Annotated in this window: 8 protein-coding genes; 7 read left to right on the forward strand and 1 reads right to left on the reverse strand. The window is 69.5% G+C overall.

What is annotated here, in order from left to right; translation table 11 throughout:
- Positions 1 to 375 precede the first annotated feature (375 nt).
- The 7 genes from KIK05_RS40145 (at position 376) to KIK05_RS40175 (ending at position 13048) form a co-directional block, all read left to right on the forward strand.
- On the forward strand, positions 376 to 4047 hold the full coding sequence (locus KIK05_RS40145) for a CARDB domain-containing protein (RefSeq protein ID WP_214416132.1): 3672 nt from the start codon (positions 376 to 378) through the stop codon (positions 4045 to 4047).
- Positions 4048 to 4348: 301 nt separating this feature from the next.
- Positions 4349 to 5995 (forward strand): glycoside hydrolase family 43 protein, encoded by a 1647-nt coding sequence (locus KIK05_RS40150; protein WP_214416133.1) that lies wholly within the window; start codon positions 4349 to 4351, stop codon positions 5993 to 5995.
- Between the two features lie 142 nt (positions 5996 to 6137).
- Positions 6138 to 7571, forward strand: a complete 1434-nt coding sequence (locus KIK05_RS40155; RefSeq protein ID WP_214416156.1) for a non-reducing end alpha-L-arabinofuranosidase family hydrolase — start codon at positions 6138 to 6140, stop codon at positions 7569 to 7571.
- Positions 7572 to 7815: 244 nt separating this feature from the next.
- The gene (locus tag KIK05_RS40160) at positions 7816 to 10575 is read left to right on the forward strand and encodes a beta-L-arabinofuranosidase domain-containing protein (RefSeq protein ID WP_214416134.1); all 2760 of its coding nucleotides are present in this window, start codon (positions 7816 to 7818) and stop codon (positions 10573 to 10575) included.
- A 167-nt stretch (positions 10576 to 10742) separates the two neighbouring features.
- Positions 10743 to 11693 (forward strand): winged helix-turn-helix domain-containing protein, encoded by a 951-nt coding sequence (locus tag KIK05_RS40165; RefSeq protein ID WP_214416135.1) that lies wholly within the window; start codon positions 10743 to 10745, stop codon positions 11691 to 11693.
- Between the two features lie 140 nt (positions 11694 to 11833).
- Positions 11834 to 12064, forward strand: a complete 231-nt coding sequence (locus KIK05_RS40170; protein ID WP_214416136.1) for a hypothetical protein — start codon at positions 11834 to 11836, stop codon at positions 12062 to 12064.
- Between the two features lie 135 nt (positions 12065 to 12199).
- On the forward strand, positions 12200 to 13048 hold the full coding sequence (locus KIK05_RS40175) for a DUF1684 domain-containing protein (protein WP_214416137.1): 849 nt from the start codon (positions 12200 to 12202) through the stop codon (positions 13046 to 13048).
- Positions 13049 to 13112: 64 nt separating this feature from the next.
- Here the strand turns inward: KIK05_RS40175 and KIK05_RS40180 are convergent, their stop codons facing one another.
- The gene (locus KIK05_RS40180; RefSeq protein ID WP_214416138.1) at positions 13113 to 14279 is read right to left on the reverse strand and encodes an MFS transporter; all 1167 of its coding nucleotides are present in this window, start codon (positions 14277 to 14279) and stop codon (positions 13113 to 13115) included.
- Positions 14280 to 14314 lie beyond the last annotated feature (35 nt).

The following is a 14314-nucleotide window of genomic DNA, read 5'->3' on the forward strand; positions in this document are numbered from 1 at the left end:
AGGGTGCCCATCGTCATTTCCGCCCCCGCATCCTCTCCGGGCGAGCTCGGCGGCCCGAGCCGAGGGGACCCTTCACCGCACCGTTGACGGCGTCATGCCGCACATGTAAATCTGTTGCAAGAACGCGAAATAAATAAGCAATCAACGGTTAACCTTCATCTGTTCTCCGCAACTTCTTGGCTGGAGCGCATCGCGTCCGTGCATCCGCCACCGCCCCCATCCCTCATGGAGGCCCCAGGTGATGTCGGTCGCGGCATCGCGCGGGCGGGCGCCGCCGCGGCGGCTCACCATCCGGCGCTTTCCGTCCTCTCCCTTGTGATCAGCACCCCCGCGACGGGCTCCCCCTGTCGTCCCTGACGAGAGATAGAGAACGCGATGACCAAGAAGCAATCCCTCTTACGGCTGGTCGCGGCGGTGCTCGCGGCCGGTCTGGTCGTGCTGTGGGGACCGGTTCCGCCGGCCTCGGCGGCGGGCCCCGACCTGGCGGCGGGGAAGATCGCCTCCTCCAGCAGCACCACGGACGTGTACGCCGCGGTCAACGTCACCGACGGCAATCAGGGGACGTACTGGGAGAGCGCCAACAACGCCTTCCCCCAGTGGGTCCAGGTCGACCTCGGGTCCGCCCTGAGCGTCGACCAGGTCGTCCTCAAGCTCCCGGCGCCGGCGGCCTGGGCGGCCAGGACGCAGACCCTGTCGGTCCAGGGCATCACCAACGGCTCGCCGTTCACCATCGTCAACGCGGCCGGGTACACCTTCGACCCGGCGACCGGCAACACCGTCACGATCAACTTCACCGCGACGACCGCCCGGTACATCCGGATCACCATCACCGCCAACACCGGATGGCCGGCCGGGCAGCTGTCCGAGCTCGAGGTGTACGGCCCGGAGGGCGGCGGCTCCGACACCCAGCCCCCCAGCCCGCCGGGCGGCCTGGCCTACACCGAGCCCGGATCCGGGCAGATCAAGCTGACCTGGACGGCCTCCACCGACAACGTCGGCGTGACCGGCTACGACGTCTACGCCGACAACAGGCTGCGCGGCAGCGTCGCCGGGAACGTCCTCACCTACACCGACACCCAGCCGTCCACGGCCACGGTGTCGTACTACGTGAGGGCCAAGGACGCCGCCGGCAACCAGTCGGCCGAGAGCAACACCGTGACCCGCACCGGTACGGGCACCGGCGGCACCAACCTCGCGATCGGCAGGCCGATCACCGCGTCCTCCACGGTCTTCGGCTTCGTCGCCGCCAACGCCAACGACAACAACACGGCGACCTACTGGGAGGGCGCCGGCGGGAGCTACCCCAACACGCTGACCGTGGCCCTCGGGGCGAACGCCGACGTCACCTCGGTCGTCGTCAAACTGAACCCCGACAGCTCGTGGGGCACGCGCACCCAGACGATCCAGGTGCTCGGCCGCGAGCAGAGCGCGACCGCGTTCACCAGCCTGTCCTCGGCGACGGCCTACACCTTCAACCCCGCCACCGGTAACAGCGTGACGATCCCGGTCGGCGCCCGGGTCGCCGACGTCCAGCTCAGGTACACCGCCAACTCCGGGGCCCCGGCCGGTCAGGCCGCGGAGTTCCAGGTCATCGGCGTCCCGGCGCCCAACCCCGACCTCACGGTCACGAACCTCTCGTGGACGCCGTCGTCGCCGAACGAGGCCCAGGCGATCACGCTGTCGGCGACGGTCAAGAACACGGGCACCCTGGCCTCCCCGGCGGACAGCGTCAACCTGTACCTCGGCGGCGCGCCGGCCGGCACCCCCGCGATCCCCGCGCTGCCCGTCAACGGCACCGCCACGGTGACCCAGAACATCGGCACCCGGGGCGAGGGAAGTTACGCGGTCAGCGCCCGGGTGGACGCCGACAACACCGTCTTCGAGCAGAACGAGGACAACAACGCCTTCACCGCGCCGTCACAGCTGGTGGTCGCGCAGGCCCCCGGCCCCGACCTGCAAGTCCTGGGCATCACCTCCAACCCGCCGAACCCGGCCATCGGGGCGGCCGTCACGTTCACGGTCGTGGTGAAGAACCGCGGGACCACCGCGACCGGCGCCACCACGGTGACCCGGGTGGTCGTGGGCGGCACCACGCTGAACACCGACACCCCGTCGATCGCCGCCGGCGCGACGTCCAACGTGGCGATCGGCGGCAGCTGGACGGCCACCAGCGGCGGCGCCACCATCACCGCCACCGCCGACGCGACCGGCGTCGTCGCCGAGACCAACGAGGACAACAACACGTTCTCGCAGGCCATCGTGGTCGGACGCGGGGCGGCGGTGCCGTGGGTCGAGTACGAGGCCGAGTCCGCCCGCTACCAGGGCACCCTGCTGGAGACCGACCCGCTGCGCACTTTCGGGCACACCAACTTCGCCACCGAGTCCTCGGGCAGGAAGTCGGTGCGGCTCACCAGTACGGGGCAGTTCGTCGAGTTCACCTCCACCAACCCCTCGAACTCGATCGTGGTGCGCGACTCGATCCCCGACGCGCCTGACGGCGGCGGCATCGACGCCACCATCAGCCTGTACGTCAACGACAACTTCGTCCAGAAGCTGACCCTCTCGTCGCGCCACAGCTGGCTGTACGGGAACACCGACGATCCCGAGGGGCTGACGAACACGCCCCAGGCCGACGCGCGGCGGTTGTTCGACGAGTCGCACGCGCTGCTGCCCGCGACCTACCCGGCCGGCACGAGGTTCCGGCTGCAGCGTGACGCGAGCGACACGGCCTCCTTCTACGTCATCGACCTCATCGACCTGGAGCAGGTGGCGCCGCCGGCGAGCCGGCCGGCCGGTTGCACCTCGATCACGGCCTACGGCGCCGTGCCGGACGACGGGATCGACGACTCGGCGGCCATCCAGCGGGCGGTGACGGACGACCAGAACGGCGTCATCGGCTGCGTGTGGATCCCGCCGGGCCAGTGGAGGCAGGAGCAGAAGATCCTCACCGACGATCCGCTGAACCGGGGTCAGTACAACCAGGTGGGCATCAGCGACGTCACGATCCGCGGCGCCGGCATGTGGCACTCCCAGCTGTACAGCCTGATCGAGCCGCAGCTGGCGGGGGGCATCAACCACCCGCACGAGGGCAACTTCGGCTTCGACATCGACGACAACGTCCAGATCTCCGACATCGCGATCTTCGGCTCCGGGCGCATCCGCGGCGGGCCGGGCGGCGCCGAAGGCGGAGTGGGGCTGAACGGGCGCTTCGGCAGGAACACGAAGATCACCAATGTGTGGATCGAGCACGCGAACGTGGGCGTCTGGGTCGGCCGGGACTACGACAACATCCCCGAGTTGTGGGGGCCCGCCGACGGGCTGCAGTTCAGCGGCATGCGCATCCGCGACACCTATGCCGACGGCATCAACTTCACCAACGGCACGCGCAACTCGCGGGTGTTCGACTCGTCGTTCCGCACCACCGGGGACGACTCGCTGGCCGTCTGGGCGAACCGGTACGTGAAGGACCCGGCGGTGGACATCGCGCACGACAACAGCTTCGTCAACAACACCGTCCAGCTGCCCTGGCGGGCGAACGGCCTGGCGATCTACGGCGGCTACGGCAACAGGATCGAGAACAACCTGGTCTACGACACGATGAACTACCCGGGCATCATGCTGGCGACCGACCACGACCCCCTGCCGTTCTCCGGGCAGACCGTGATCGCCAACAACGCGCTCCACCGGGCCGGTGGCGTCTTCTGGGGCGCGGCGCAGAAGTTCGGGGCCATCACGCTGTTCGCGCAGACGAGGGACATCCCCGGTGTCACGATCCGCGACACCGACATCTACGACTCGACCTACGACGGCATCCAGTTCAAGTCCGGTGGCGGCGCCACACCGGGGGTGGCGATCACCAATGTGCGGATCGACAAGTCGAACAACGGCGCCGGCATCCTGGCCCAGAACGGCGCGCGTGGCAGCGCCACGCTGACGAACGTCACCGTCACCAACTCGGCCACCGGTGACATCGTGAAGGAACCGGGGTCGACGTTCGTGATCAATGGCGGCCCGTCCTCGGCGAGGGCCGGGCGGTCGGGGCGATGACCGGCTGACATCCCTGGAAGGAAGACCCCGGCAGGCGCCGGGGTCTTTCTCATGGCGGACGGGACCTCCGCCGCCGGCTCGAGGACCGGTCGTGAAATTTTCAGGCGACCCTCCAGGTCCGTCTCGCGGAACACCCTGGTCAAGCGCGTGCGCTCCTGCCGCGCGGGGCAGGCCTGGTTGACGTGCCCGACGTCGATCCCGTGTACTCCGCGACACCACCCTTTGTTCCTGAGAGCGCATGCGAATCGCACAGTGTTAGCGCTAACAATCGATGTTCCCCCTCGTCCACGGAGGATTGACAGTGCTCAGCACTCGACGATGGCGCCGATGGGCGGCCGCGTTGGTCCCGCTGTTACTCGCCGGCGGCCTCATGGCCATCCCCGCCGGGGCCGCGACCGTCGACATCGACCAGCAAGGGCGACTCGCCGGCGGCACAACCCTCGCTCCCGCGTCCACTTACACCAACCCGGTCGTGTGGCAGGACTTCGCCGACGGCGACATCATCCGGGTCGGCGACGCCTACTACTACTCGGCCTCGACGATGCACTACTCACCGGGCGCGCCGATCCTGCGGTCCTACGACCTGGTGAACTGGGAGTACGCGGGCCACTCGGTGCCGCGGCTCGACTTCGACTCCAGCGCCTATGACCTGAACGGCGGACGCGCCTACGTCAAGGGCATCTGGGCCTCGGCGTTCAACTACCGGCCCAGCAACAGCACGTACTACTGGATCGGTTGCACCGAGTTCAACCGCACCTACGTCTACACCGCCTCGGCCGTCGACGGCACGTGGACCAAGCGGTCGCGGATCAACAACTGCTACTACGACGCCGGTCTGCTGATCGACGACAACGACACCATGTACGTCGCCTACGGCAACACCACCATCAGCGTCGCCCAGCTGTCGGCCGACGGGCTCAGCCAGGTGCGCAGCCAGCAGGTCTTCAGCACGCCCTCCAGCGTCGGCACGCTGGAAGGCTCCCGCTTCTACAAGCGCGGCGGCTACTACTACATCTGGACGACCCGCCCGGCCAACGGGCAATACGTGCTGCGCTCGACCAGCCCATGGGGTCCGTACGAGATGCGCCAGGTGCTGCTGAACATGCCGAGCCCGATCCCCGGCGGCGGGGTGCCGCACCAGGGCGGCCTGGTGCAGACGCAGAACGGCGCCTGGTACTACATGGCGTTCGTCGACGCCTACCCCGGCGGACGGGTGCCGGTGCTGGCACCGATCTCCTGGAGCTCCGACGGGTGGCCGTCGGTGCAGACCGTGAACGGTGGCTGGGGCGCCACCTACCCCAAGCCGAACATCTCCACGACCAAGACCGTGAAGTCGGTGATCGGCCCTGACACGTTCACCACGAGCGCGCTCGACCCGCGCTGGGAGTGGAACCACAACCCCGACAACACCAAGTGGTCCTCCGGCAGCGGGCTGCGGCTGCAGACCGCGACCGTCACCACCGACCTGTACAACGCGCGTGACACGCTGACCCACCGCATCCAGGGCCCCTCGTCCACGGCGACGATCGAGCTGGACTACTCGGCGATGGCCGACGGCGACCGGGCGGGTTTGGCGATGCTGCGCGACTCCTCGGCCTGGATCGGCGTCCGGCGCGACAACGGCGCCTACCGGGTCGTGATGACCGACAACCTGACGATGAACAGCAGTTGGCAGACCACGTCGACCGGCAGCGAGGCGGCCTCGGCCGCGGTGTCGGGCGGCCGGATCTGGCTGCGCGTCAACGCCGACATCCATCCGGGTTCGGGCCGCCAGGCACGCTTCTCCTACAGCACGGACGGCACCAACTTCACCGTCCTCGGCCGGGCCTTCACCCTGAACAACGCCTGGCAGTTCTTCATGGGCTACCGGTTCGGCATCTTCAACTACGCCACCCGGGCCCTCGGCGGCGCCGTGACCGTGCGGCGGTTCGACCTGACCACCCCATGAGCGCGGAAGGGCGTCCGCACCATCGAAAAGGAGCGAGTTCTTGGATACCACGTACGTGACCCCATCCCCGTCTGAGCCCGGACCGGCGCTCAGCACCCCGCGTTCCCGGGTACGCCGGAGCGCGGCGGCCGTCCTCGCGGTGGTGGCCACGCTCATCGCCGGCCTCCTGGTCGCATTGGGGACCACCCCGGCCGCGAACGCGGCGACCGTCGACACCAGTGCCTGGTACGTGCTGCTCAACCGCAACAGCGGCAAGGCGCTGGACGTGTACAACCTGGCCACCAATGACGGCGCGCGGATCACCCAGTGGACGCGCAACGACGGCGACAACCAGCAATGGCAGTTCGTGGACTCCGGTGGCGGCTACTACCGGCTGAAGTCCAGGCTTTCCGGCAAGGTGCTGGACGTCTACAACTTCTCGACCGCCGACGGTGGCAGCATCGTGCAGTGGAGCGACGGTAACGGCACCAACCAGCAGTTCCGTCTCGCGGACTCCGACGGCGGCTACATCCGGCTGGTCAACCGCAACAGCGGCAAGGCGGTCGAGGTGCAGGGCGCCTCCACCGCGGACGGCGGCAACATCGTCCAGTACACCGACTGGAACGGCGCCAACCAGCAGTGGCAACTCGTCAAGATGGGCGACACCACCCCCACGCCGCCGCCCGGCACGTGCGATCTTCCGTCGACGTACCACTGGACGTCGACGGGCCCCCTGGCGACCCCGAAGTCGGGCTGGGTCTCGCTCAAGGACTTCACCAACGTCGTCTACAACGGCAAGCACCTGGTCTACGCGACGACGCACGATACGGGATCGAGCTGGGGCTCGATGGGCTTCAGCCCCTTCACCAACTGGTCCGACATGGCCTCGGCCACCCAGACCAAGATGAATTCCGGCACCGTCGCGCCGACGCTCTTCTACTTCGCCCCGAAGAACATCTGGGTGCTCGCCTACCAGTGGGGTGGGACCGCCTTCTCCTACAGGACGTCGAGCGACCCCACCAACCCGAACGGCTGGTCGTCGCAGCAGGTGCTCTTCTCTGGAAGCATCTCCGGCTCCGGAACAGGACCTATCGACCAGACCCTCATCGGTGACGGCACGAACATGTATCTGTTCTTCGCCGGGGACAACGGCAAGATCTACCGGGCCAGTATGCCGATCGGGAACTTCCCGGGCAGTTTCGGCTCGACCTCGACGGTGGTCATGAGCGACTCGACGAACAACCTGTTCGAAGGCGTTCAGGTCTACAAGCTCCAGGGGCAGAACAAGTACCTCATGCTCGTCGAGGCGATCGGCGCGCAGGGGCGCTACTTCCGCTCGTTCACGGCCACCAGCCTGGGCGGTTCGTGGACACCGCAGGCCGCGTCCGAGGGCAATCCCTTCGCCGGCAAGGCCAACAGCGGCGCCACCTGGACCAACGACATCAGCCACGGCGACCTGGTCCGCAACAACCCCGATCAGACCATGACCGTTGACCCCTGCAATCTGCAGTTGCTCTACCAGGGACGTGCCACCAACTCCGGCGGTGACTACGGCCTGCTGCCTTACCGGCCGGCGGTGCTGACACTGCAGCGCTGATCGGCGCGCGGGTCCTGTTCCGGCGTTCCCGACGTCCCCGGCGAAGGCGTGTGCCGAATCCGGTGAGCGTTGTCACGGCACTCGATCAGGACCAGATGGAGCCGTAACGGCGGGCTCGGTGCACGGCCGGGCCCGCCCTCGGGCACGCAGAGCGTGCCCGGATCACCCTGCTGTCCGAGCGGGGAGTTCGCGCCGGCCGTCACGACGCGGTGGCCTCGGTGCTCGGGAGAACGATCGTCCGTCGATGCTTGGAGATGAAGTGTCCCCCTCGTCACTCAGTCGCCGTCAGCTCTTCCAGGCCGCGGGCGTCGCCGTCGCCGCCTCGGCCGTCGGGCAGGTCGCCGGCGCCCCGGCCGCCGAGGCCGGGGTCGCCCCGGCCCGGCCCGACATCGGGGTGTCGGCGTACATGTTCGACCCGGGGCAGGTCCGGCTCACCTCGGGCCGCTGGATGGACAACCAGAACCGCACGCTGTCGTACCTGCGGTTCGTCGACGTCGACCGGCTGCTGTACAACTTCCGGGCCAACCACAGGCTGTCCACCAACGGCGCCGCCGCGAACGGCGGGTGGGACGCCCCTTCGTTCCCGTTCCGCACCCATGTGCAGGGGCACTTCCTCACCGCGTGGGCCCAGGCCTACGCCGTGCTCGGTGACACCACCTGCCGGGACAAGGCCACCTACATGGTCGCCGAGCTGGCGAGGTGCCAGGCGAACAACGGCGCCGCCGGGTTCGGCGCCGGATACCTGTCCGGCTTCCCCGAGTCGGAGTTCACCGCCCTCGAGGCCCGTACGCTGAGCAACGGCAACGTGCCGTACTACTGCGTCCACAAGACCCTGGCCGGCCTGCTGGACGTGTGGCGCCTCATCGGCAGCACCCAGGCCCGGGACGTGCTGCTCGCGCTCGCCGGCTGGGTGGACCAGCGCACCTCGCGGCTCAGCTCCAGCCAGATGCAGGCCATGCTGGGCACCGAGTTCGGCGGCATGAACGCGGTGCTGACCGACGTGTACCAGCAGACGGGGGACGGCCGCTGGCTCACCGCGGCCCAGCGGTTCGACCATGCCGCCGTGTTCAACCCGCTCGCCTCCAACCAGGACCAGCTCAACGGCCTGCACGCCAACACCCAGGTGCCCAAGTGGATCGGTGCCGCGCGAGAGTACAAGGCCACCGGAACCACCCGCTATCGGGACATAGCGAGCAACGCGTGGAACATCACCGTCGGCGCGCACACCTACGCCATCGGCGGCAACAGCCAGGCCGAGCACTTCCGGGCCCCCAACGCGATCGCCGGGTACCTCACCAACGACACCTGCGAGCACTGCAACAGCTACAACATGCTCAAGCTGACCCGCGAGCTGTGGCTGCTGAACCCCGACCAGGCGTCCTACATGGACTTCTACGAGCGGACGCTGTTCAACCACATCATCGGCGCGCAGAACCCGGCGGACGGCCACGGGCACATCACCTACTTCACCCCGCTCAAGCCCGGTGGCCGCCGTGGGGTCGGCCCGGCGTGGGGCGGCGGCACGTGGAGCACCGACTACAACTCGTTCTGGTGCTGCCAGGGCACAGGTGTGGAGGTCAACACGAGCCTGGCGGACTCCATCTACTCCTACAACGGCACGACCTTGTTCGTGAACCTGTTCGCGCCGTCCACGCTGAACTGGTCCCAGCGCGGGATCACGGTCACCCAGACGACCTCCTACCCGGCGAGCGACACCACAACGCTGCAGGTCACCGGCAGCGTCAGCGGCTCGTGGACGATGCGCGTCCGCGTCCCGGCCTGGACGTCGGGCGCCACGATCAGCGTCAACGGCACCCAGCAGAGCATCTCCACCACCCCCGGCACCTACGCCACCCTCACCCGCTCCTGGACCTCCGGGGACACCGTCACGGTGCGCCTGCCCATGCGTGTGATCACGAAGGCGGCCAACGACGACCCGAATGTCGCGACGATCACCTACGGGCCGGTCGTCCTGGCCGGCGACTACGGCGGCACCACTCTGTCCGCGCTGCCGGTCCTGACCACCTCGTCGATCACCCGTACCAGCACCACGGCGCTCGCCTTCACCGCCACCGCGAACGGTGGCACGGTCAACCTGGGTCCCTTCCACGACGCCCAGGGCTTCAACTACACCGTGTACTGGAGCACCCGCGGCGGGGGTGACACGACCACCACGGCGAGCTTCCGGCTGGTCAACGCCGCCAGCGGCCTCGTTCTGGGCGTCCAGGACATGTCCACCGCCGACGGGGGCCTCGCGCTGCAGTGGAACGACAGCGGGACCGCCGACCACGACTGGCAGCTGATCGTGGACGGCGGCGCCGTCCGCTTCCGCAACGTCAACAGCGGCAAGGTGCTGGGCGTCGAGAACATGTCCACCTCCGACAACGCGCGCCTCCTGCAGTGGTCCGACAACGGCACCGCCGACCACCGCTGGACGATCGTGGACTCCGGCGACGGGTCCCACAGGATCCGCAACGTCAACAGCGGCAAGGTACTCGGCATCCTCGGCGGGTCGGCGAGCCAGGGCGCCCAAGCCGTCCAGGACTCCGACAACGGCAGCGGCGACAACCAGTGGCGGTTCCTCCCCAACGGCGCCCGGCGCATCCAGAACCTGGCCAGCGGCATGGTGCTGGGCGTGCAGGACATGTCCACCGCCGACGGCGGCCTGGTCGTCCAATGGGGCGACAGCGGCACAGCCGATCACTTGTGGACCGCGGTGGCCGACTCGGGCGGGTACCTGCGCCTGCGCAACTCCAACAGCGGCAAGGTGCTCGGCGTCGAGAACGCCGCCACGGCCGCCGGCTCGCGGGTCCTGCAATGGTCCGACAACGGCACCGCCGACCACCGCTGGCGGCTGCGCTACGGAGCCGATGGCTACTTCCGCATCCAGTGCGCGGGCGGCGGCCGGGTGCTCGGCGTCAGCGGAGCCTCCACGGCCCAGGGCGCCCAGGTCGTGCTCGCCGACGACAACGGAGGTGACGACCACCTCTGGCGGTTCGTCTGAGGCCGGGTTCGTCGCGCGCGCAGCGGACGGGATCTCCACGCTGGCTTGTGGAACGACATTCGTAGAGAATTCCTCCGGAGGCGCTGCCGGCCGCGGGGGAGACGGTGGTTTACCGCATTCACTTCACCAGCCAGGATCTGGTTCGTACGCGTGTGGCCGAGGCGCCGATGCCGTTGGCGGAGCTGCAGCTGGCCATACGCATGTTGCAGAGCCGTGGCCAGCCGGTGCGGTTGGACGGCTGGCGGCGGCGGATCCTGCCTCGGCTGTCGGATCAGGCCCGGATGGTGTTGTCCCTGGTCCCCTCGGTCGGCTGGGCGCCGACGTTCCTCGGGCCCGGGCGGACAGGCACGCCCGAGGAGCTGTTCGAGCAGGTCAGGGCCACCCCGTCGGCGACGGTGGGCGCGGCGCTGGCCGACATAGCGCAGAAGCAGCCCGTCCCGGGGTGGGCCCGCCTGCTCGCCGACGACCCGGAGTTACGCGGACGTCTCTACGACGGGCTCGAACACCTCTACGCCGAGCTGGTGGGCCCCCACTGGCAGCGGCTCGCCGACTTCTTCGCGGCCGACCGCGCCCTGCGGATGCGGCACCTGCTCGCCGGCGGGATCGAGCGCCTGCTGTCCCAGGCCAATCCGCAGTGGATGCGCTGGAACGCGCCGGTGCTGGAGGTGCGGATGATCAACTCTCGCGACTACGACCTGCATCTGGAAGGGCAGGGCGTCCTTCTGGTGCCGTCGATCTTCGCCTCCCGCTCCATGGTCGACGACGACCCGGCGCAGCCACAGGTCACCTATCCCGTCAGTGACGAACTTTCGCTCAAGCGGCTGACCGCCCTGGTCCCCGAGCAGAAGGCGCAAGATTCCGGGGGCGCTCTGGTCGCGCTGCTCGGGAACACCCGCGCCGCCGTGCTCAACGTCATCACCGAACATCCGGGCTGCACGACCGGCGAGCTCGCGACGCTGACGGGCACCACCTCCCCGAGCGCGAGCCGGCACGCCAGCGTCCTGCGGGAGGCCGGACTCGTCCAGACGGTCCGGCACCGCAACACCGCGCTTCACACGGCCACAGCGCTCGGGATGGCCCTCGTCCGCAACCCGAACGGCACCCTGTCCCAGGTCTGAGGCCGCCCGTTCTCCTCGTCGGCGCCGACCGGCCGTCCTGCCGTGACGCGCGCCTCGGGCTCAACAAATCCTCAACGTGCTCTCAACGCCCCCGTCCCTATGGTCGGCGTGACACAGCACGGGGGATAGGAGAACCCAGAATGCGCGCATCAGAATTCACCCTTAAGGCGACCGCTCTCGCCGCCTTCGCGCCGCTGGCCCTGGCCTTAGGGCTCGCCGTGACCGCCGCCCAGGGACCGAGCGGCGCGGCCACCTCTCACGCCTCCACCGTCACGACCGTGGCGAACGTGGAGACGGGCGGGGACGTCTCCTGGACGGAGGACGGCGGCCAGGCGGTCCGGATGCAGGGGCCGGGCAATTGGTGTTGCTGACGGCGGGGCCGGCGTGATCAGGCGCCGGTACCCGTCGAGTGGAGGGGGCGGCCGGCGCCTGACGGCCGCCCTAGTCCAATTAATTTGGTAGGGATAGCATGAAATCCTCGTCCGCAGGCACGCGAGGAGGATTTCATGGCCGTCCATGGCACCGGCACCGCTCAGGCCCAGGTGGCGGACGCCGAGGCGTTCGTCCGCGACTGGAAGGACTGGCATCGGCGACACGAGGCAGCACTGGGGGATCGCCACGGGTTCCTCGCCGTCACGGGCCTGCACTGGCTGACGTCCGAGCCGCGGCGCCTGCCCGACGCGCCGGGAGAGTGGTCGACCGGCGACGAAGGGGTCGTGGTGACGCTCGACGCCGGGGAGGAACTGGTCGTGGGCGGGGTGCCCGTGCACGGCCGGTACGTCTTCGGGGTCATCCCCGAACGTGAGGAGATCAACGCGGTCTGGGGCGACGCGGTGATCGAGGTGGCCAAGCGGGGCGGGCAGGACATCGTCCGGCCACGGCATCCGGGCAACGCGTTGCGGGTGGCCTACGCCGGCACGCCCGCGTACGCGCCGGAGCCGCGATGGGTGGTGACGGGGCGGTACGTGCCGTTCGACGAACCCCGGCCGACGACCGTCGGGGCGGCCGTGGAGGGGCTGCGGCACGTGTACGACGCGCCCGGGCGGGTGGAGTTCGAGATCGACGGGCGGCCGCTGAGCCTGACGGCGTTCAACGGCCGGACACCGGGCAGCCTCCAGGTGCTGTTCACCGACGAGACCTCCGGTGTGACCACGTACGCCGCCAACCGCTCCCTGAGGCTGGACGAACCCGACGCCGACGGCCGCGTCGTCCTCGACTTCAACCGGGCCACGAACCTGCCCTGCGCCTACACCGACTTCGCCACCTGCCCGCTCCCGCCGGCCGAGAACCGGCTGCCGGTCGCCGTCGAGGCGGGCGAGAAGATTCCCTACGAGCGGCTGAGCCCGTCCGCCTGACCTGTCCCTGCCGTACCGGTGGCGGGCCGCTGCTCGTCGCGACGGCCCGCCGCCGTGAGGCGCCTCACCGCTCGCTGAGGACGAGGTCCCGCTCCCGTACGGCGCCGCGGCGGGTGGTGGCCAGGGCGATCAGCAGGGACACCGCGACCAGCGCCCCGGCCACGTACCCGAGCCGGCTCGCGTCGGCCCAGTGAAGGGCCGTGCCGCCGATGACGCCGCCGAGGGCGATGCCGAGGTAGAGGGCCGAGGCGTTGAGCCCGAGCAGCACCGGCGCCGCCTCCGGCGCGAGCGCCACCAGCCGGTGCTGCTGCGGCACGACGGTGAGCCAGCCGACCAGGCCCCAGGCGGCCACCCACAGCATGGTCAGGGGCAGTGAGGTGATGAGCAGGGGGCCGAGCGCGAGGATCACGGTCAGCCCGGACAGGCCGCCGAGCAGGACCGGTACGGGGCCGCGGGCGTCGGTCAGCCGTCCGGCGAGGGCCGTGGAGGCCACGGCCGCGAGGCCGGAGATCCAGAAGACGACGGTGAGGGTCCCCGAGTTCCCGCCGGTGACCGGGGCGACCGCGGGGGCGAGGTAGGCGCTCATCGTGTTGGCGCCCGAGAGGGTCACCAGGGTGACCGCGAGGATGCCGAGCACGCGCCGGTCGGCGAGCATCGCGAGGCGCTGCCGCAGGCCGGCGGCGGGCAGCTTCAACGCGGGCAGGAACGCCACGACGCCGGCCGCGGCGACCAGGCTGAGGACGACGACCAGCCAGAGCGTCGCCCGCCAGCTGGTCCCGCCGATCCAGGTGCCGAGCGGCACGCCGAGGGCGGTGGCGGCGGTGAGGCCGCCCATCACGATCGACAACGCCCGCCCGCGCTGGGCCTCGGTGACGGTCGCCGCCGCCACCGACGAGGCCGTCGAGGTGATCACGCCCGCGCCGACGGCGGTCAGGACGCGGCCGGCGAACACCAGGGCGTACGTCGGGGACACCGCCGTGACCGCGTTGCCGGCGGCGAAGACCAGCAGTGCGCCGACCAGGACCTTCTTCCGGTCGAGGCTGGTCGTCAGGGCTCCCATGACGGGGGCGGCCACGGCGTACGTGATGGCGAACGCGGTGATCAGCTGCCCGGCGGCGGCGATGGACACGTGGAGGGATCGCGCGACCGGGATCAGGATGCCGGCGATGACGAATCCGTCGGTGCCGACGGCGAAGGTGGCGATGGAAAGAGGGAGGAGGCGTCTGAACATCGAATGATTCCTTCGATAGTTGGGCAAGCATCAAA

Source organism: Sphaerisporangium fuscum (assembly GCF_018531465.1).
Lineage (GTDB): Bacteria > Actinomycetota > Actinomycetes > Streptosporangiales > Streptosporangiaceae > Sphaerisporangium > Sphaerisporangium fuscum.